Consider the following 18,537-nt stretch of genomic DNA (forward strand, 5'->3'; position numbering starts at 1 on the left):
TCAGTTGTCTGACGAAGTCGTCGTTGTCACCGGCGCTGGTGGGATGGGCAAGGTCATCGCCCGCCGTCAGGGCATCGGTAAGACCCTGGTGATCGCCGACTACAACGAGCAGGCACTGCAGGCGGTCGTCGACGAACTGAAGGCCGATGGACACAACGTCATCGGGCACCGCGTTGACGTCTCCTCGCGCGAGTCGGTATCCGGACTCGCCGCAGTCGCCGCGGAGCTTGGGCGGGTCACTCAGGTGGTGCACACCGCCGGACTTTCTCCGGCGCAGGCTCCGGCACAGGCCATCCTGGCCGTCGACCTTCTAGGGGTGGCTCTGGTTCTGGAGGAGTTCGGCAACGTCGTGTCCTCCGGCGGCGCGGGTGTGGTGATCGCCAGCATGGCCGGCCACATGCCCATGGAACTCTCTGCTGAGCAGGAGCGGGAACTGGCGGGCACCGGTGCCGAGGATCTGCTCGCACTGCCGTACGTTCAGGGCATCGAGTATCCCGCGGTTGCTTACCAGTTGTCGAAGCGCGCCAACCATATTCGCGTGCGAGCACTTGCCCGGCAATGGGGTGCGCGCGGCGCTCGACTCAACTCGATCAGTCCGGGGGTGGTGTCCACCAAGATGGGGCACCAGGAACTCGCCTCGGAGACCGGTGCCGTCACAAAGGCCATGATCGACGGATCGGCGACCAGACGGATCGGCACGTCCGACGATATCGCCGCGGCAGCGGCATTCCTGCTCGGTACTGAGGCGTCGTACATCACCGGGACCGATCTTTTGGTCGACGGTGGAGTGATCGCCGCGGTGCGGTCCGGCCAGCTGTTCAGCTGATGACCGAATCCATGTCTTCCAATGTCCGGCCCTTGGTTTCGTTCACCCAGCGCGCCACGAACACCAGGGACACCACCGCGCAGATCGCGTAGAACCCGTAGGCGATTCCCAGCGAGTCGCGCAACGCGGGGAAGCTGACGGTCACCAGCCAGTTGGCGGCCCAGTTTCCGGCCGTGGCCACTCCCATGGCCGCCGCCCGGATTCGGTTGGGGAAGATCTCGCCGAGCAGCACCCACACCACCGGGCCCCAGGACATCCCGAACGCCACGACAAACAGGTTTGCGGCCACCAGCGCAACGGGTCCGGCGACGGGTCCCAGGTGCGGCTTGCCGTCCAGGACGGTGGCCGAACTGAAGACGATCGCCATCGTGCTGAGCGTCGCGGCCATCCCGGCCGAACCAATGAGCAGCAAGGGCTTGCGGCCCACCCGGTCGATCAACGCGATCGCCACCAGCGTTGTGGCGATGTTCGTGATGGAGGTGATAACCGTGATGGTGAAGGACGAGCTCTCGCCGAATCCGACGGCCTGCCACAGCACATTCGAGTAATAGAAGATCACGTTGATGCCCACTAGCTGCTGAAATACCGCTAGCGCCACACCAACCCACACGATGCCATACAGACCACCGGTGGGCTTGCGTAGATCACGCCACGAGGGTGAGGTGCTCTGGTCGAGAGTTTCCTGGATTCGGGTGATCGTGATGTCCAGATTCTTCTCCCCGAGTAGCCTCCTCAGCACCGTGCGTGCCTCGGGAATTCGGTGGGTGGCAACGAGATAACGGGGTGACTCGGGGATGGTGAAGGCCAGCGCGCCGTAGACCAGCGCTGGCAGTGCCATCGCGAGAAACATCCAGCGCCATGCCGGGAGTCCCAACCACAATTCACTGCGCGATCCACCCGCGATGTGCGCCAGCAGCCAGTCAACGGTGAGGGACAGGAAGATGCCGGTGACGATCGCCAGTTGTTGTAGAGAACCCAACCGGCCACGGATGTTCGACGGCGACGTCTCTGCGATATAGGCCGGTGCGATCAGCGAGGCGACACCCACCCCCACACCGCCGATCACGCGAAAGATGACGAGCAACTCGATGTTGGGCGAGAGCCCCGCGCCGACCGCGCTCAGCAGGAACAGTGCGGCGGCGATCTTCATGACCGCCACCCGCCCGATCCTGTCGGCCACGCGTCCGGCCGTCATGGCACCGACAGCGGCCCCGAGGAGCGCGGAGGCGACCGCGAATCCCAGCTCCGCATCCCGGATGGCGAACTCGTCCTGGATCGCCTGTACGGCACCGTTGATGACCGCGCTGTCGTACCCGAAGAGCAGTCCGCCCAGCGCCGCCACCGAGGCGATCCGCAGGGCACTGCGACCTGAGGAGAATTCGTCCTCCTCGCTCATATGACCTCCCGCAACGTTGCGTAATGTGCGAACAGTCAACCATCGCAACACCGGTAACGTGGTGAGCATGTCCGATCTCGCCTCCATCCCGTTGACCGCACTCGACGGCGCAGAGCTGTCACTTGCCGATTTCGGTGATAACGCCGTGCTGGTCGTCAACGTCGCGTCCAAATGTGGCCTCACCCCGCAGTACGCGGCTCTGGAAAAGCTGGCCACCGACTACGCCGACCGTGGCCTGACGGTGCTGGGCGTGCCGTGTAACCAATTCATGGGTCAGGAGCCCGGTACGTCGGAGGAGATCCAGACGTTCTGCTCCACCACGTACGGGGTGAGTTTCCCGCTGCTGGAGAAGACCGATGTCAACGGTGAGAGCCGGCATCCGCTGTACGCCGAGCTCACCAAGACCGCTGATTCCGAAGGTACTGCCGGGGACGTGCAGTGGAACTTTGAGAAGTTCCTGATCGCGCGGGACGGTTCGGTGGTCAACCGGTTTCGGCCGACGACGGTGCCGGATGCTCCCGAGGTGATCGCGGCCATCGAGAAGGAGCTGGGGTAGCGCGTCAGAGCGTTCTTTTCGATGCGGGGTGTCTGACACCTTGCGTACATCTGGAGTTGCCACACTGGCGGCATGGCAGGACAGCTGCTGGTATCGGTGTCGGGAATCTGCGATCGCACTCTCGACGAGATCGCCGTATTTACTGAGGAAATGGATAAGCGGTCGATTCCGCTGTCGTTCCTCGTGTCCCCGCGCTTGAAGGGCAAGTACCGCCTCGTGGAGGACCAGCCAACGGTCGACTGGCTGGCCGCGCGCCGGTCGCGGGGCGACGCCATCGTCCTGCACGGATACGACCAGGCCGCCACCAAGAAGCGTCGCGATGAGTTCGCCGCGTTGCCCGCCCACGAGGCGAACCTGCGCCTGATGGCGGCCGACCGTGTGATGGAGCAGACGGGTCTGCGTACGCGCCTGTTTGCGGCACCGGGTTGGATGGCCTCGGCCGGCGCAGTGGAAATGCTGCCGCGCAACGGTTTCCGTCTAAATATCGGGCTTTCCGAGATTTCCGACCTGGTCCATGGCACTTCGGTGCGGGCGCGCGTGCTGGGTATCGGCGAGGGATTCCTCTCCGAGCCCTGGTGGTGCCGGATGCTGGTGCTCTCGGCCGCGCGGACCGCTCGCCGCGACGGTGTGGTGCGTGTGGCCATCTCGGCCAAACACCTTCGTAAGCCCGGTCCGCGGCAAGCCATGATCGATGCCATCGATCTCTCGCTGCTGCATGGCTCGGTTCCGGGCGTCTACGAATGGTCGCCCAAGCAGGTATTGCACAGCGTGGCCTAGTCGCTACAGTTTGCCCAGTCTGCTACCTGGTAGTCGTGGCGATTGCCACGAACTGCGATTTCTTCGGAAGCTTCCACCGCGTGCCGCATGTGCTGCCCCGACGCGTGGGACATGGCTTTGTGCTTTCACCGCAAGGTAGTTGGACCTTTTAATCATCAATCGACCCCGCTACGGTGAACCGGTGAGTGACGCGAGTTCCGATGCCATCGTCGTCGGCGCAGGTCTTGCCGGGTTGGTGGCGACCTGTGAGTTGGTGGACCGCGGCAAGAACGTTGTCATCGTCGAGCAGGAGAACGCCGCCAATCTGGGCGGGCAGGCGTACTGGTCGTTCGGCGGCCTGTTCTTCGTCAACAGTCCTGAACAGCGTCGCCTGGGCATCAAGGACTCCCACGAGCTGGCACTGCAGGATTGGCTCGGTACCGCAGGCTTCGACCGGCCGGAGGACCACTGGCCTCGTCAATGGGCGCACGCGTATGTCGACTTCGCCGCAGGCGAGAAGCGAAGCTGGCTGCGCGCCAGGGGGTTACAAACATTTCCCGTGGTGGCGTGGGCCGAACGCGGCGGTAAAGACGCGCTGGGCCCGGGCAACTCGGTTCCCCGATTCCATATCACTTGGGGTACCGGGCCTGGCTTGGTGGAGATCTTCGCCCGGCGCGTGCTCGCCGCCGTGGACCGGGGTCAAGTGCGCATCGCCTACCGCCACCAGGTCGATGAGCTGATCGTCGAACAAGGTGCCGCCGTGGGCGTCCGGGGCACCGTGCTGGATCCTTCCACCGACGCGAGGGGTATGGCTTCCTCGCGAACAGCATTGGGAGAGTTTGAGTTCCGTGCACAAGCCGTCATCGTGACCAGCGGCGGTATCGGGGCCAACCACGACCTGGTGCGGGCCAACTGGCCCGAGCGGATGGGACGTGTTCCGGATCAGCTGTTGACCGGGGTACCCGCGCATGTCGATGGGCGCATGCTCGGGATTTCGGTCGACGCGGGTGCCCACCTGATCAACCGCGACCGCATGTGGCATTACACCGAGGGCATCACCAACTACGACCCGGTCTGGCCGGGCCACGGGATTCGCATCCTTCCCGGTCCATCATCACTCTGGTTGGACGCCAATGGATCTCGAATTCCTGCGCCATTGTTCCCCGGATTCGACACCCTGGGCACGTTGGAGCACATCTGCCGTAGTGGGCACGACTACTCGTGGTTCATCCTGAATGCGCGGATTATCGCCAAGGAGTTCGCACTGTCGGGGCAGGAGCAGAACCCCGACCTCACGGGCAAGGATGTGCGGGGGGTGCTCCGGCGCGGCAAGGCCGGCGCGCCGGCGCCCGTGCAGGCGTTCATCGATAAGGGCGTCGACTTCGTCAGTGCCACGAATCTGCCCGATCTGGTAGCCAAGATGAACGCGCTGCCGGACGTCACCCCGCTGGACTACGCGACGATCGCTCAGCAGGTAACGGCACGCGACCGTGAGGTGGCCAATCCGTTCGGTAAGGACCCGCAGATAGCCGCCATCCGCGCCGCGCGGGGGTATCTCGCCGATCGGATTGTCCGGGTGGTGGCTCCGCACCGACTCGCCGATCCCAAGGCGGGTCCGCTGATCGCCGTCAAGTTGCACATCTTGACCCGAAAGACCTTGGGCGGCTTAGAGACCGATTTGGATTCGCGGGTGTTGCGCGCCGACGGAAGTTGCTTCGAGGGCCTGTACGCGGCCGGAGAGGTCGCCGGGTTCGGCGGCGGCGGCGTGCACGGATATCGCGCCTTGGAGGGCACGTTCCTGGGCGGCTGCATCTTCAGCGGACGGGCCGCGGGCCGGGGCGCCGCCGAGGACATCGGCTAGCGCGCTCATCGAAACCTGGGTTCTGGCGAAAATGTGCGAGACGATGCCGCCACAACCTCGGTCTCGGCGCTGAAGGGGCTTAGAACACCACCGCGTCCTCGTGTGGCAGCACCTGGAAGTCGGCGTCAGACATCTCGCGAAATCGCGTGTAGAAGAACGGGTATGCGGCCTCCTGCAGGATGCCCTGGTGGATCGGCACCGCCCGGGCAGGGTTGACCGCACGCAGGTATTCGATGGCCTCGGACACCTTCATCCACGGCGCTGCCGCCGGTAGTGCCAGCACGTCAACCTCCTCGCCGGGGGCGAAGAGCGCGTCGCCCGGGTGCATGAGCCGCGCGGGATGGCCGGCGTCGCCGATCAGATACGAGGTGTTGTCGATGAGCGGGATCTCCGGGTGGATGACCGCGTGCTGCCCACCCACCCCCCGCACACTTAGATCCGCGACGGTGAAGCTGTCACCGGCATGCACCGCCTGCCACGGCTCGCCCAACTGCGCCGCCGTCATCGGGTCGGCGTACAGCGCGGCCCCCGGGTTGGCGTCGACGAGCGCGGGTAGCCGCGCCAGGTCCACATGGTCGGGGTGCTGATGGGTGATCAGGATGGCCGACAGGCCGGTGATGCCCTCGAATCCGTGCGAGAAGTTGCCCGGATCAAACAGCAGCGTCGTGCTCCCATTCTCAGACGGAAATTCTGCCAGCAGGCACGAATGCCCGAAGTGGGTCAGCTGCATGAAGGGGAGTCTAGGCGGGATGTGTCCGGGCCCACACGGTAAAGTCAGGCCGTGGCCCGAGTCGTCGTTAACGTCATGCCGAAACCCGAGATCCTGGACCCGCAGGGACAAGCGATCGTGGGCGCACTCGCCCGCCTTGGCTATGCCGGTGTGGCAGACGTCCGGCAGGGCAAGCGCTTTGAGTTGGAATTCGAGGGAGAGATCGGTGACGCCGATCTCGAGTCGATCGCCGAGGCGCTGCTCGCCAACACCGTCATTGAGGACTGGGAAATCGTGCGGGAGTCCGAATGACCCCACGCATCGGTGTCATCACGTTCCCCGGCACCCTCGACGACGTCGACGCCGCCCGTGCGGCCCGGCTCTCCGGTGCCGAGGCGGTCCCGTTGTGGCACGACGATGCCGACCTGAAGTCCGTCGATGCGGTGATTGTGCCCGGTGGCTTTTCCTACGGTGATTACCTGCGTGCCGGGGCCATCGCGCGGTTCGCCCCCGTGATGCGTTCCGTAGTTGACGCCGCCGCACAAGGCCTGCCAATCCTGGGTATCTGCAATGGTTTCCAGGTGCTGTGCGAGGCGGGACTGCTGCCCGGCGCATTGGCTCGTAACGCCGGTTTGCACTTCGTGTGCCGCGACGTCTGGCTAGGAGTCGACGCCAACAACACGGCGTGGTCGTCTCGGTACGACAAGGGTGCCGACATCCTGGTGCCACTCAAGTCCGGTGAAGGCCGCTATGTGGCCTCCGATGAGGTTCTCGACGAGTTGGAGGGCGAAGGCCGGGTGGTATTCCGCTACCGCGAGAACCCCAACGGGTCGATGCGCGATATCGCGGGGATTTCCTCGGCCAATGGCCGCGTGGTGGGGCTCATGCCGCACCCAGAGCATGCGACCGAGCCGCTGACCGGCCCGAGCGATGACGGGCTCGGCATTTTCTACTCGGCGCTCGACGCCGTGCTCACCGCCTGATTGCCCTCGCTGAATGTCGACTTTCTGTTAAGAACTGCGGATAAGCCGCTCTGAAAGTCGACATTCGGCGAGAAGGGGCTAGGGCAGCAGTGCGACCGAGGCCTCGGCGGTGTAAGCCAGGAACGTCAGGGTCTCCTGTAGATACAGCTGCACGCTGTCGGCGTCATGGGACAGGTAGCCGATGGTGACATCGGTGCCCAGTTGCAGATCGAAGTCGCCGCCGCGGCAGCTCAGCACGAACGCGCCATCGATCGCCGGCGCCCAGAGGATTTCCCCGGTGACCAACCGGCGGAGATGCTCGCGGATCGGGTAGCCGCGATCGGAGGCCTCGCTGACCTTTGTGTACTCCTCAGCCGACAGCAGCACCGAGTACGGGCCGTCGACACCGGCCAGGCGCAGTTCCGACAGCGCCTGCGCAACAATGTCGGGGTACTCGCGGACATCCTCGGGGAGCTTGAGTTCGGGATTTGAGCTCGACTCACGGATGCCGACGATCGAGGCGGCGGGATATCCCTCGAAGATGGCGCGGTCCTCGGCGAAGGCCAGCTTTTTGGCCGCCACCTTGACCGGGTCCCAGTCGGAGTCCTGGGAGCCGCGTTCCACGTCGTCGATGGCCGACCGGCTGATGGTGAACGGAACGCGTAGTCGTACAAGCGGTTTACTCTCGCGTAGATGCGCCTGGACGCCGTCGGCGGGTGCGGCCACGTCCAACAGGTGGCCGGTGCTCACCGCCGCGCTGGAGGGGCCGCCCGGCTCGCTGACATCGACCACCCGGCGCCCGGCGATATGGCGTTTGAAGGTGCGGGTGGCCTCGGTCTCGATCTCCGCCCACGCCTCGTCCGTGATCGGGGCGAGTTCGCGATACAGGTTGTTCATGCCGACGTTCCTTTCAGGCTGCCGATGGATAGGGACCCTTGGTACTCAGTGGATTTCGCGGCTACCTGGCTGGGCAGCGGTGGGGGAGCGTCGAGGAAGTCCGCGGACGGTGCGAAGAACAGTCCGCCGGTGACCGCGGTCGAGAAGTCCAGGATACGGTCGGTGTTCCCTGGGGGATCCCCGACAAACATGTTGTGCAGCATGCGTTCTGTGACATCCGGGGTGCGTGAGTAGGCGATGTAGTACGTCCCGAACTCGGCCTTCCCCAGCTCGCCGAACGGCATGTTGCGTCGCAGGATCTGCAGCTCGTTGCCCTCGTCGTCTTCGATGACATTCAGGGCCACATGCGAATTCGAGGGTTTGACGGCATCGTCGAATTCGATGTCGTCGAGCTTGGTACGTCCGATCACCTTCTCCTGCTCGTCGACCGGCAATGCGCTCCAGGCGGCCATATCGTGCAGGTATTTCTGGATATGTACGTAGCTGCCCGTGGCAAAGTCGGCATCCTCGGCGCCGACGAGGGCTGCCGACGCGGCTTCCTCACCATCGGGATTCTCGGTGCCGTCGACAAATCCCAGCAGGTCTCGGTTGTCGAAGTACTGAAAGCCGTGTACCTCGTCCACCACGGTGATGGCACCCGCCAGCGTGCTCGTAATGCGCGTGGCCAGTTCGAAGCAGCGGTCCATAGTGCTCGCGCGGATGTGGAACAGCAGGTCACCAGGGGTCGATGGGGCGGTGTGTCGCTCGCCACGCACCTCCTGAAACGGCCACAGCCGAGCGGGGCGCGGCCCGGAAAAGAGCCGGTTCCAGGCATCCGAGCCGATTGCCGTAACCAGCGACAATCGCCGTGCCGGGTCGCGGAATCCGATGGCCTTAGCCAGGCCGGATAAGTCGGGCAATGCGGCGTGAACTGCTTGTTCGGCGCCCACGTCGACAGTCACCACCAGGAAAATGGCCGACGAGGACAGCGGTTCCAGAACAGGCTGTGGCACGGGATCGGTCACGCTTCGACCCTAGACCCAATCCAGTCAGCCATCATGGGAAGCGTGACCGCGACCGCATCAGGACTGTGCCAATTCATCGACGCCTCACCGTCTCCGTTTCACGCGGTGGACACGGTGGCACAGCGACTCCGTCAGGAGGGCTTCACCGAGCTGTTCGAGGCGCAGCGTTGGCCGGGACACTCGGGTGACTACTTCACGGTGCGGTCGGGGTCGATCGTGGCCTGGCGCGGTGTCGACATGGAAGACGACAACGCGGCCTTCCGGGTGATCGGGGCGCATACCGATAGCCCGAACCTACGGGTGAAGGCCAATGCCGATCGAGTGCAGGCGGGTTGGCCCATGGTCGCCCTGGAGCCCTATGGCGGTGCATGGGTGCAGACCTGGCTGGACCGCGACCTGGGGCTGTCCGGAAGGGTGCTGGTGCGTGACGGAGATGCGTTGCGGTCCACCCTGATTCGCATCGATCAGCCGATCCTGCGGGTGCCGAATCTGGCGATCCACATGGTCAGTGCCGAGGAGCGTAAGAAATGGGTGATCGACCCGCAGTGGCATGTGAATTCGGTATGGAGCGGTGGGAAGAGCTTCGACGAGTTCATTGCCGGCCAGCTGGGGGTCGCCGCGGCCGATGTCCTCGGACGCGATCTCATGGCGCACGACCTGACCGCCGCGGCGCTCATCGGCCCTGACGAGAGCCTGGTCAGCGCCCCGCGTCTGGACAATCAGGCCAGCTGCTACGCCGGACTGGAGGCGTTCCTTGCCGCCGAGTCCAGCTCGACGATCGTCCTCGCACTCTTCGACCACGAGGAAATCGGCTCGGTATCCGGTCATGGCGCTCACTCGGACCTGTTGTCGACAGTTCTGGAACGGATCGTGCTGTCCAGCAACGGCACCCGAGAGGACTTCCTGCGGCGCGCGGCCGCTTCACTGATGGTCTCGGCCGATATGGCGCACGCCACTCACCCCAACTACCCGGATCGGCATGAACCGGGTCACCAGATTGCCGTCAATGCCGGGCCGGTGATCAAGATTCATCCGAACGTTCGGTATGCCACCGATGGCCGGGGTGCGGCGGCATTCGCGCTGGCCTGCGGGCGGGCAGGTGTCCCGTATCAGCGGTACGAACATCGGGCGGATATGCAGTGCGGCTCCACCATTGGACCGTTCGCGGCCTCACACACCGGCATCGTCACCGTCGATGTCGGTGCCGCCACGCTGGCCATGCATTCGGTGCGCGAACTGATGGGTGCGCACGACGTTCCGATGTATTCAGATGCGCTGCAAGCGTTTCTGGAGCTGCCCGCTACATCGTGAAGCGCAGGTTGGCGATGATGTGCCAACCTAGATCCGGATCACCGTCGAGGGTGAATCCGTCGCGGTTCGCGCTGGCTCGCCCACCCAGATGACGGGCGAACTCGCAGGTGTCCGCGGTGAGCGTCACGTGCGGCGCGCCGGAGAGCGCCGAGACGATGCGGGCCCGGTCGGGGATTTCGATATCAATGTTCTGCGCACTAATTCCGGTGAGCACGAAACGTATCCGGCTGCCCTGGGGTGCACTCGCTCGCTTTCCGACCAGGAACGGCAATGCGTTGATCAGCTCGGTGAGGGCCGGTGTCGCCGCCACCGGGTCGGCCGGTGCGGGCAGTCCGAGGCTGTCACGCACATCCAATTCGTGCATCCAACAGTCGAAATCGCGGATCTGCATGAACCGGCCGTAGCTTTCCGGCCCCACCGGAGTCGATGTCTCAGCGTTGAACTGCTCCTGGGACAGGCCCTCCAGGATGGCAAGGCGCGCGCTGGTCACGCTACGTAAGTCGTTCAGCACCGCCACGGGCGGCAGCTTGCGGTAGTAGGTCAGCCACCGTTCGTTGAGGACGCCGACCGGATTGTGTACGTGTGGGAGATTGGCGACGGCCTCATCAGTGCTGGGCAGTGGGTCGCCGGACAGCAGACGTTCGGTACCCACCACGTGCGCGATGACATCCTTGACCGTCCACCCCGGCAGCACCGACGGAGCGGCCCACTGCTCATCGGTCAAGGCGGCGCCGAGCTCGTCCAACGCGGTCCACTCCGCGGCCAGAGCGGCGACGACGGGATTTTTGGCGACGATCGTGACGGTCATGGCCCGAGCCTACGAGAGCCGATGGGCGCTCGAGCGATGAATTTGATCGATTGTGTCGGTCCGTCTCTCTAGAGTTGTTTCATCGGGGATTTCGAGAAAGGAATCTCATGTCCGTCATATCCACATTCAGTGAGAAATCGACACCGGAGAAGATCGGTATCGCGCTGAGCGGCATCATCCTGTTGTTCCTCTTGGGTGATGCGTTACCCAAGATCTTTGGTGCGGAGTTCGCCCAGAAGGCGACCGAGCAGCTGGGTTTCGCGCCGTATCAGACCGCGCTCATTGGCTGGGTGCTCTTGGCATGCACCATCGTGTGGGCCATTCCACGTACCGCGGTGCTCGGCGCCGTGGGGTTGACGGCCTACCTGGGTGGCGCGGTCACGATCGATATGCACGAGGAAGTTTGGTTCGCCGTGGTGTTCGCGGTCGGATTCGGACTGCTGATCTGGGCGGCGATGATTCTGCGCCGGCGCGAGCTGTTGCGGGTGTTGATCGGCTAGCCCGGGCAGCTCTCGTACATCCCGCGCATCTCCGCTTCGACCGCGGAACTGCGTTGCGACGGAGGCATTTCGCCCATGCAACCACCCAGCCACACAGTGATACCGGTCTTGTCTCCATGTAGTTCGTAGACGCCGGGTTGCCCGAACCGCTTCAGCAGCTCCAGTTGCCGAACAGCTGTCTCTCGAAGCTGTGCTTGGTTCGCCGTGGGCACCTCGGCGTACGTGGTGTTCAGGTAGTGCCGCGCAGTCGAATACTGGACATTGTTCTGATCCTTGCGGGCCGAGCGTGACGTGAACCGCGAGGATGTCGGGGCGATGGCGTTGAGGCGTTCCCACAGGGCGACCGCGCTGATATCCGGAAAGCCCCGTTCCGTACTGAGGGCCGGGTAGGGGCCGACGACGGGTCCAACATGCCAGGCCGCGCCGGACAGCGCCGCAAAGTCGCCGGCGATCTGCTGAAAGGCCGTGGTGATGTCTCGATAGTCGACGGGCTTGCCCGCTTCACGGCTCTTGACCGCGACATCGACCGTGACGCGCGGCTCGGGACCGGAGTAGGCGGTGGATATGTCGACACCTCCGATGTTGGTCAGTTGCCGCAGTCGCACCCAATCGGCGAAGGGCGGCGCCGATTGCCGCTCGGCGCCCGGGTCGACGGCCGAGGTGACCTTGCTGCACCCCGATAAGTTGTTCTGGATTGCGCACGGCGTCGCCACGGTCAACGTCACATCGTGCTGACTGAATCCGACCTCGCGTACCCGTCTGGTGAACAGGTCCCATATCGCTGTCAGTTGCTCAGTGGTCACGGCCGGTGCCACGGTGACCGTCAAGCCGAATCGTTGGCCTTTGGTGAAGACATTGGCGTAGTCGTGGGTGGTCTCTGTGACACCGGATAGTGCGCGGATCTGCGTGGAGATCTGCTGGGCCTCCTCGGTGCGCTGAGGTGCGCATCCGGCCCCCAGCAGAATTACCGCAGTGGCAAATATGGTCCATGCACGTCCGCGCCCCCATTTCACAGCGCTCAGTATGCGCCAGGAGCGTTTGTCCAGGCCTGAACCGACCGCATATAGAATCTGTTCGTGACTTCACGGGTTGATACGGTCGACAACGCAACAGCCACCCCCGATCACCCGCAGCCCTTCGCTGAACTAGGGCTCAAGGACGACGAGTACGCCCGCATCCGGGAGATACTCGGGCGCCGTCCCACGGACGCCGAGCTGGCTATGTACTCGGTGATGTGGAGCGAGCACTGCTCGTACAAGTCCTCCAAGGTGCACCTGCGCTACTTCGGGCAGACCACCACCGAGGAGATGCGCTCAGCGATGCTCGCCGGAATCGGTGAGAACGCCGGAGTGGTGGATATCGGCGATGGCTGGGCGGTCACCTTCAAGGTCGAGTCGCATAACCACCCGTCGTACGTCGAGCCGTACCAGGGCGCCGCCACGGGTGTGGGCGGCATCGTGCGCGACATCATGGCCATGGGCGCCCGGCCGATCGCCGTCATGGATCAGCTGCGCTTCGGTGCTGCCGATGCCCCCGACACCCGTCGTGTCTTTGATGGCGTGGTGCGCGGTATCGGCGGCTACGGGAACTCGCTGGGCCTGCCCAATATCGGCGGCGAGACGGTGTTCGATGCCTCGTATGCCGGTAATCCGTTGGTGAACGCGCTGTGCGCCGGCGTGCTGCGCAAGGAAGATCTGCATCTGGCCTTCGCCTCCGGCACCGGCAACAAGATCATCCTGTTCGGGGCACGCACCGGTCTCGACGGCATCGGCGGTGTGTCGGTGCTGGCCTCGGAGACCTTTGGCGGCGACGAGGCCGACGGTGCTTCTCGCAAGAAGCTCCCCAGCGTGCAGGTGGGCGACCCGTTCACCGAGAAGGTGCTCATCGAGTGCTGTCTTGAGTTGTACGCGGCACATCTGGTGGTCGGCATCCAGGACCTCGGTGGCGCCGGACTATCCTGCGCCACATCGGAACTGGCTTCGGCCGGAGACGGCGGTATGCACATCGATCTGGATAAAGTGCCGCTGCGCGCGACCGGAATGACCCCTGCTGAGGTGCTCTCCAGCGAGTCTCAGGAGCGCATGTGCGCGGTGGTTACCCCCGAGAACGTAGACGCCTTCATGGCCGTGTGCCGCAAGTGGGATGTGTTGGCCACCGTCATCGGTGAGGTGACCGATGGTGACCGGCTGCGGATCACCTGGCACGGCGAGACCGTCGTCGATGTGCCGCCGCGGACCGTTGCCCACGAAGGCCCCGTCTATCAGCGCCCGGTGGCCCGGCCCGACACCCAGGACGCGCTGATCGCCGACAGTGCAGCAGGTTTGGCGCGCCCGGCCACGGCCGGGGAACTGCGGCAGACGCTGCTGGACATGATCGGTAGCCCGCACCTGTGCAGCCGGGCCTTCATCACCGAGCAGTACGACCGGTACGTGCGCGGTAACACCGTGCTTGCCGAGCATGCCGACTCCGGCGTGATCCGGGTGGATGAGCAGACCGGGCGTGGAATCGCCTTGGCCACCGATGCTTCCGGTCGGTACACGGTGCTTGATCCCTATAACGGCGCCCGCTTGGCGCTCGCTGAGGCGTACCGCAATGTGGCGGCCTCCGGTGCGACCCCCGTCGCGGTGACCAACTGCCTGAACTTCGGTTCCCCGGAGGACCCGGGCGTCATGTGGCAGTTCTCCGAGGCGGTCCGTGGCCTCGCCGATGGCTGTGTGGAGCTGGGCATCCCGGTCACGGGAGGCAACGTCAGCTTCTACAACCAGACCGGCACCACGCCCATTCTGCCCACTCCGGTGGTCGGGGTACTGGGCGTTATTGACGACGTAAAACGGCGCATCCCCACGGGATTCGGTACCGAACCCGGAGAAACGCTGATCCTGCTGGGCGACACCGCCGACGAATTCGACGGTTCCATCTGGGCGCAGGTGGCACACGATCACCTGGGAGGCACCCCGCCAAAGGTCGACCTGGCCCGCGAGCAGCTGATTGCGCAGATTCTCACCGCCGCATCGCGAGACGGGCTGGTGTCCGCCGCTCACGACCTGTCCGAGGGTGGGCTCATCCAGGCCGTTATCGAGTCGGCGCTGGCCGGCGAAACCGGTTGCCGCATCCTGCTTCCCGAGGGAGCCGATCCCTTCGTGGCGTTGTTCTCCGAGTCCGCCGGGCGTGTGCTGGTCGCGGTCCCGCGCACCGAGGAGAGCAGATTCGTCGCGATGTGCGAGGCGCGGCAGTTGCCTGCGGTGCGCATCGGTGTTGTCGATCAGGGGTCGGATTCCGTTGAGGTGCAGGGGCAGTTCTCGGTCACTCTGGCCGAGCTGCGTGAAGTCCATGAAGGTGTGTTGCCCGGATTGTTCGGATGAGCGAGACTCCTGGAGTCCCGGTCACGACGAGCACCGTCGATCCCGATGATTGGATCGGCCGCAGTTGGCTGGCTTTCCAGGAGTTAGAGGATCATCTCGAGAGTAGGCACCCCTTGGTGGCCTGGGCGTGGAACCTGTTGCGCCTGGACTTCTGTGGAATCGCCTTCGGCGCTTTGTTCTTCTGCTTGTCGCTTACGCCGTCGCTGATGCCGCGTACCTGGCTGTTCCAGGGTCTGATCGGCGGAGCCACCGCGGCCATCGGCTACGGCATCGGTGTCGCGCTCTCCAAACTGGTGCTGCGTTTTTGGCTCCGTCACCAGAAATGGTGGCCGCTGCGTGACCGGGTGATGGTGACCGCCAAGCTCGGGGTGGTGCTGCTCTCGGCGGTGTGCTCGCTGGCGATGATCGTGCCCGCCGCCCGCTGGCAACGCCAGATCGCGGCGCTTATGGAGACTCAGGGGCCGACAACGATTGAGTATTCAAAATCGTTCCTCGTCTCGATTGCCGTTGGTGCACTGTTTATCTCGGTGGCACGAATCTTGCGTGACCTGGTTCGGCTGCTGGCCCGGTTCCTCATCCGGCGGCTGCGGCTGAGCCAGGAGGTGTCACTTCTCATCGGTACCGCCATTGTTGCGGTGCTGACCATCATGTTGTTCAACGGCGTGCTGGTGCGCGGCTTCTTCTCCGCTGCCAACGCCTCATTTGGTCCGCATAACGACACCACCCGGGCCGGGGTGGAACAGCCCACGCAGCCGGAGCGTTCCGGAAGTCCGGCGTCGCTGGCCTCCTGGGAAAGCCTCGGCTACGAGGGACGCAACTTCGTCTCCGGTGGATTACACGCCGACGTGCTGACCAAGGTGAACGGTCGCCAGGCCAAGGAACCCATCAGGGTGTACGCGGGCCTGGAAACCGCCGACACCGCCGAGGAGCGCACCGACATCCTGGTGCGGGAACTGGAGCGCACCAAGGCTTTCGAGCGCAAGGCGCTGATCATCGTCCCGACCACCGGAACTGGATGGGTGACGCCGGCTGCTGCGCGCGGTATCGAGCTCATGTACAACGGCGACACCGCGATCGTGGCCACCCAGTACTCCTTCCTGCCGAGCTGGATCTCGTTCCTGGCAGACAAGAAGAAGGCGCTGGCCTCGGGCAGGCTCTTGGTAGACACCGTTCAGAAACGGTGGGCGCAGCAGCCGCAGGGGCATCGCCCCAAGCTGCTCATCTACGGCGAGAGCCTGGGATCGTTTGCGGGACAAGGCGCATTCGACGGCCTCGGCGACATCCGGGCGGCTGGCGTCGACGGTGTGTTGTGGACCGGTCCGCCGAACTTCAGCCAGATCTGGAATGAGCTGGTGTCCAAGCGTGACCGGGGCACGTTGGAAGCGCTCCCGGTCTACGACAGCGGATTCACGGCGCGTTTCGCGATAGGCCCCGATATCGACGCCCTCGCCAGACCTCCATGGCAGAACCCCCGGGTGCTCTTCGTGCAGCATCCGTCAGATCCGGTGACCTGGTGGTCCACGGATCTGCTTTTCAGCCAACCGGATTGGCTCAAGGAAGCACCGGTGGGTGACCGGTCTGTCGCCATGCGCTGGTATCCCATCGTCACCTTCTGGCAGGTGGCCGCAGACCTGGCCAATGCCGTGTCCGTACCCGATGGGCACGGACACAACTACGGCATCTCGTCGGTGAACGGCTGGGCGGCGATCGCCCCGCCCGACGGCTGGACCCCCCAGGACACCGAACGCATCCGGAAGGCTCTGGACGACACCGCGTCGCTCGACGGCCCCGACACGTGACCGCTCGCGTCAGGGTGCTCATCCTGGCCGCGGCGCTCGTGGCTTGGCCGACGGTCCTGGAGCGGTTCCCGCAACGTTGGCGTCCGCTGATCGGGGCGGGCGCCAGCTCGGTGCTCGCCGCCGCCGCGGGTATCCCGCTGGGGCTTCGACAACCTCAGCTGGCGGCCGGGCTGCGGCTCGGTGGCGTGTCCGCAGCGGCGGTGGCCGCCGTCGTCGGTGCCTCTCCGGCGCTGAAACCGGTGCGCACGTCCATGCGGGAACGGAACATCGGCCTGCACCCCGCGGCCTGGCTGGGTCTGCACATTCCGGTGGGCACGGTGTGGTCGGAGGAACTCGCCTTCCGCGGGGTGCTGCAGCCTATGGCCGCCGGGGCCTTCGGCCGCGGGCTGGGCGGTGTGGTCCAGGCGGTGGCCTTTGGGCTGGCTCATATCCGGCCTGCTCGCGCAGCGGGAGATTCCATCCTGGGAACGGTGCTGGTCACCGGCATGTTCGGCTGGCTGTTGGGTTGGCTACGCGAGCGATCGGGGAGCGTGGCGGCGCCCATGCTCACCCACCTGGCGCTCAATGAGGCGGGCGCGGTGGCAACCCTGTACGTTTCCCGGCCGAATGTCGGGTTGGGGCGAGAAAGTGCGAGCAACTGATACCAAAAGTCGACATTCGACGGAATACTGCACAGATGGTCTCGAACTGGATGAGTAGGGCCGGTGCAGTGCTGGCCGGTATGGCGATGGCCGCCGGAGTGGCGGTGGCCGCACCAGCAAGCGCCGAGCCCGGAGCGGGCGCATCGTTACCCGTGTTCGTCCCGTACCCGTCGGACTGGTCGCCGGACACCTCGGTGTTCCCGTACAACATGTGGCAGAACCGCGCGACCGATGAGCAGTTCACGGCGCTGCGTGATTCCTGCCAGTGGTTCAACGCGCAGTACGGCACCTTGATGGGATCGGTGTACGGATTCCAGAACTACCTACGTGATCACCACGATGTCTGGGCGGCCTCGGGGTCGGACACTGTCGGCAACGTGGTGACCGCCAACCTGGACCAGTCCGCGGCGTTCCTGGATCCTCGGGTGCACGCTCTGTACATCACCAACTACCCGGATCAGAGCCAGTACTCGCCGCTGTACAACGGTGACTCGTTCTATCACCTGTGGTTCCAGTTCACTCAGATCAGCGACAAGATCAAGCAGCAGCTGCCGTCCGGAGTGATCAACGCCAACATCGCCACGGCCAATGTCTACGGGAACACCATTCGGGACTCGGGAATCTGCGACGGGGCGTAGGTTCCCCGGCCGGACTCCGGCGCTCCACGGATAGGCTGGCGAACATGCCAGCTCGCCCGCCCGACGCGTCCTCGACGCGGGCGGCAGTACTCGCGATCGCAGACTGGTTGCGTGATGCGCAGGCGCCCGAGCCGGAACGCGCGACACTCGCTGACGCCGTCCGATTCACCGCCCGAACTCTCGCCGCAGATGCTCCCGGGGCGTCCGTAGAAGTACGGGTACCGCCCTTCGTTGCCGTGCAATGCATCTCGGGCCCACGTCATACCCGCGGCACCCCGCCCAACGTGGTGGAGACCACCCCGCGTACCTGGCTGCTCTTGGCCACGGGTCTGCTGACGTTGGACGGAGCCATCGCCGACCGCACGGTCACCGTGTCCGGATCACGTGCCGCCGAGATCGCGGACTGGCTGCCGTTGGTGCCGCTCGGCTAGGAACTCGTCGCTCCGGGCGCCACGATGAGGCCCCGTAGTGGCCTCGATCACGTTCGCGATGCTATCCACGGGCACTTTTG

General features: G+C 64.8%; 19 protein-coding genes. 13 read left to right on the forward strand and 6 right to left on the reverse strand.

The annotated features are described in order from the left end of the window. Positions 1 to 4 precede the first annotated feature (4 nt). The gene (locus tag BB28_RS03280) at positions 5 to 826 is read left to right on the forward strand and encodes an SDR family oxidoreductase (protein ID WP_046252507.1); all 822 of its coding nucleotides are present in this window, start codon (positions 5 to 7) and stop codon (positions 824 to 826) included. Here BB28_RS03280 and BB28_RS03285 read toward each other — a convergent pair. Further along, entirely contained in the window at positions 819 to 2,222 is a 1,404-nt protein-coding gene (locus tag BB28_RS03285; protein WP_046252508.1) for a sugar porter family MFS transporter, read from the reverse strand. The two genes, BB28_RS03280 and BB28_RS03285, sit on opposite strands and share 8 nt — an antisense overlap. A 67-nt stretch (positions 2,223 to 2,289) precedes the next feature. Between BB28_RS03285 and BB28_RS03290 the strand changes: the two genes are divergently transcribed. The 3 genes from BB28_RS03290 to BB28_RS03300 all read left to right on the forward strand — a co-directional run bounded on the left by BB28_RS03290 (position 2,290) and on the right by BB28_RS03300 (position 5,395). After that, the gene (locus BB28_RS03290) at positions 2,290 to 2,778 is read left to right on the forward strand and encodes a glutathione peroxidase (protein ID WP_046255494.1); all 489 of its coding nucleotides are present in this window, start codon (positions 2,290 to 2,292) and stop codon (positions 2,776 to 2,778) included. A gap of 72 nt (positions 2,779 to 2,850) precedes the next feature. After that, positions 2,851 to 3,555, forward strand: a complete 705-nt coding sequence (locus BB28_RS03295) for a DUF2334 domain-containing protein (RefSeq protein ID WP_046252509.1) — start codon at positions 2,851 to 2,853, stop codon at positions 3,553 to 3,555. 181 nt (positions 3,556 to 3,736) lie between these two features. Beyond that, positions 3,737 to 5,395, forward strand: coding sequence for an FAD-binding dehydrogenase (locus BB28_RS03300; RefSeq protein WP_046252510.1), 1,659 nt, complete (start codon positions 3,737 to 3,739; stop codon positions 5,393 to 5,395). Positions 5,396 to 5,474: 79 nt separating this feature from the next. Here the strand turns inward: BB28_RS03300 and BB28_RS03305 are convergent, their stop codons facing one another. Continuing rightward, positions 5,475 to 6,125 (reverse strand): MBL fold metallo-hydrolase, encoded by a 651-nt coding sequence (locus BB28_RS03305; protein ID WP_046252511.1) that lies wholly within the window; start codon positions 6,123 to 6,125, stop codon positions 5,475 to 5,477. Positions 6,126 to 6,176: 51 nt separating this feature from the next. Between BB28_RS03305 and purS the strand changes: the two genes are divergently transcribed. Then, positions 6,177 to 6,416 carry a phosphoribosylformylglycinamidine synthase subunit PurS gene (gene purS, locus BB28_RS03310; protein ID WP_030094207.1) on the forward strand — a complete coding sequence of 80 codons (240 nt, stop codon included), beginning with the start codon at positions 6,177 to 6,179 and terminating at the stop codon, positions 6,414 to 6,416. Then, positions 6,413 to 7,087: a phosphoribosylformylglycinamidine synthase subunit PurQ gene (purQ, locus tag BB28_RS03315; RefSeq protein ID WP_046252512.1), complete on the forward strand. Its 675-nt coding sequence runs from the start codon at positions 6,413 to 6,415 to the stop codon at positions 7,085 to 7,087. The genes purS and purQ overlap by 4 nt, the downstream gene beginning before the upstream one ends. 78 nt (positions 7,088 to 7,165) lie before the next feature. Here purQ and BB28_RS03320 read toward each other — a convergent pair whose 3' ends face one another. Next, positions 7,166 to 7,963: a family 1 encapsulin nanocompartment shell protein gene (locus BB28_RS03320; RefSeq protein ID WP_030094209.1), complete on the reverse strand. Its 798-nt coding sequence runs from the start codon at positions 7,961 to 7,963 to the stop codon at positions 7,166 to 7,168. After that, on the reverse strand, positions 7,960 to 8,967 hold the full coding sequence (locus BB28_RS03325) for a Dyp-type peroxidase (RefSeq protein WP_046252513.1): 1,008 nt from the start codon (positions 8,965 to 8,967) through the stop codon (positions 7,960 to 7,962). The genes BB28_RS03320 and BB28_RS03325 overlap by 4 nt, the downstream gene beginning before the upstream one ends. Before the next feature lie 42 nt (positions 8,968 to 9,009). Here BB28_RS03325 and BB28_RS03330 point away from each other — a divergent pair, with 42 nt between their 5' ends. After that, positions 9,010 to 10,278, forward strand: a complete 1,269-nt coding sequence (locus BB28_RS03330; RefSeq protein ID WP_046255495.1) for a M18 family aminopeptidase — start codon at positions 9,010 to 9,012, stop codon at positions 10,276 to 10,278. On the opposite strand, the gene BB28_RS03335 is transcribed toward BB28_RS03330, so the two are convergent. Continuing rightward, positions 10,268 to 11,086 (reverse strand): maleylpyruvate isomerase family mycothiol-dependent enzyme, encoded by an 819-nt coding sequence (locus BB28_RS03335; RefSeq protein WP_046252514.1) that lies wholly within the window; start codon positions 11,084 to 11,086, stop codon positions 10,268 to 10,270. The genes BB28_RS03330 and BB28_RS03335 overlap by 11 nt on opposite strands. Before the next feature lie 107 nt (positions 11,087 to 11,193). Here BB28_RS03335 and BB28_RS03340 point away from each other — a divergent pair, with 107 nt between their 5' ends. Further along, a complete protein-coding gene (locus tag BB28_RS03340; protein ID WP_046252515.1) occupies positions 11,194 to 11,586 on the forward strand; it encodes a DoxX family protein in 393 nt (130 codons plus the stop codon). Here BB28_RS03340 and BB28_RS03345 read toward each other — a convergent pair. Then, positions 11,583 to 12,599, reverse strand: coding sequence for a hypothetical protein (locus BB28_RS03345; protein ID WP_046252516.1), 1,017 nt, complete (start codon positions 12,597 to 12,599; stop codon positions 11,583 to 11,585). The two genes, BB28_RS03340 and BB28_RS03345, sit on opposite strands and share 4 nt — an antisense overlap. Positions 12,600 to 12,662: 63 nt before the next feature. On the opposite strand from BB28_RS03345, the gene purL reads away from it, so the two are divergent. From purL to BB28_RS03370, 5 genes are read left to right on the forward strand one after another with little or no spacing between them, the layout of a single operon-like run. Beyond that, positions 12,663 to 14,948, forward strand: coding sequence for a phosphoribosylformylglycinamidine synthase subunit PurL (gene purL, locus BB28_RS03350; RefSeq protein ID WP_046252517.1), 2,286 nt, complete (start codon positions 12,663 to 12,665; stop codon positions 14,946 to 14,948). After that, positions 14,945 to 16,747, forward strand: coding sequence for an alpha/beta hydrolase (locus tag BB28_RS03355; RefSeq protein ID WP_081252196.1), 1,803 nt, complete (start codon positions 14,945 to 14,947; stop codon positions 16,745 to 16,747). Before purL ends, BB28_RS03355 begins: the two co-directional genes overlap by 4 nt. Next, complete coding sequence (locus tag BB28_RS03360) at positions 16,744 to 17,388, forward strand: Rv0804 family intramembrane glutamic endopeptidase (protein ID WP_046252518.1); 645 nt, start codon at positions 16,744 to 16,746, stop codon at positions 17,386 to 17,388. The genes BB28_RS03355 and BB28_RS03360 overlap by 4 nt, the downstream gene beginning before the upstream one ends. 35 nt (positions 17,389 to 17,423) lie before the next feature. Beyond that, positions 17,424 to 18,026 (forward strand): hypothetical protein, encoded by a 603-nt coding sequence (locus BB28_RS03365; RefSeq protein WP_046252519.1) that lies wholly within the window; start codon positions 17,424 to 17,426, stop codon positions 18,024 to 18,026. Positions 18,027 to 18,070: 44 nt separating this feature from the next. Then, positions 18,071 to 18,457, forward strand: coding sequence for a sterol carrier family protein (locus tag BB28_RS03370; protein WP_046252520.1), 387 nt, complete (start codon positions 18,071 to 18,073; stop codon positions 18,455 to 18,457). Positions 18,458 to 18,537: the final 80 nt, after the last annotated feature.

It is taken from the genome of Mycobacteroides chelonae CCUG 47445, from assembly GCF_001632805.1.
Taxonomy (GTDB): domain Bacteria; phylum Actinomycetota; class Actinomycetes; order Mycobacteriales; family Mycobacteriaceae; genus Mycobacterium; species Mycobacterium chelonae.